The organism is Mesorhizobium sp. P5_C1, assembly GCF_054049815.1.
Genome location: NZ_JBFULQ010001197.1, coordinates 1 through 829, shown reverse-complemented (window position 1 = coordinate 829; position 829 = coordinate 1). Strand labels below are relative to the sequence as shown.

The 829-nt window shown below is 56.3% G+C and carries 2 protein-coding genes; both read left to right on the top strand.

The window, feature by feature from the left end:
- Positions 1-446, top strand: a 446-nt coding sequence (locus tag ACXJ7R_RS34840) for an ATP-binding protein (RefSeq protein ID WP_457155757.1), incomplete at its 5' end; no start/stop codon positions are given.
- Positions 443-829, top strand: a 387-nt coding sequence (locus ACXJ7R_RS34835) for a response regulator transcription factor (protein WP_457155756.1), incomplete at its 3' end; no start/stop codon positions are given. The genes ACXJ7R_RS34840 and ACXJ7R_RS34835, both read left to right, overlap by 4 nt.

The window sequence follows — 829 nt, the reverse complement described above, 5'->3', positions numbered from 1 at the left end:
TCAACGAATCGCTCACGTTGGTGCATCGTGAGTTCGTTGCAAATCGCATCACCCTGAAACTGAATCTAGCCAACCAGGCGCTGCCCGCACTTGGCGACCGTATCCAGCTTCAACAGCTCCTGATCAATCTTTTGATCAACGCGATTCAGGCAATGGCCTCTGGCAACAGCGACTTGCGCGAAATTCTCGTTACGACTTCGATCGATGAATCGAACCAGGCAAATGTGAGGGTCCAGGATACGGGACCAGGCATCGATCCCGATAGTGCGCGTCAGTTGTTCAAGGCCTTCTTCACCACCAAGGCAGAGGGATTGGGCATGGGACTGTCGATCTGCCGGTCGATCGTCGAGTCACATGGAGGCCGTGTGTGGATCGAGCCCAATCCAGGCGGCGGCGCGATATTCCAATTTTCTCTGCCACGCGTCGAAAAGGATGCCGGCTCATGATCCAACGCCCCGCCTCTTCCTCTCAACCACAAGTCGGCAACGGCGCCATGCCTCCGACTGTTCTGGTCGTGGACGACGATCCGTCGTTGCGTGAAGCTTTAAGCAGCCTCTTCCGATCTGTTGGAACGCGTGTCGAGCTTTTCGGTTCTGCTCCCGAACTGCTGAACAGTCGGCTTCCCGACGGTCCAAGCTGCCTTGTGCTCGATATCCGGCTGCCGGAGGTGAGCGGACTCGAATTTCAAACGCAATTGAGCAAGGCAGGCATTCACTTGCCGATCATCTTCATGACCGGTCACGGCGACATTCCCATGTCCGTGCGAGCCATGAAGGCCGGAGCGGTCGATTTCCTCACCAAGCCCTTCCGAGATCAGGATATTCTGGAT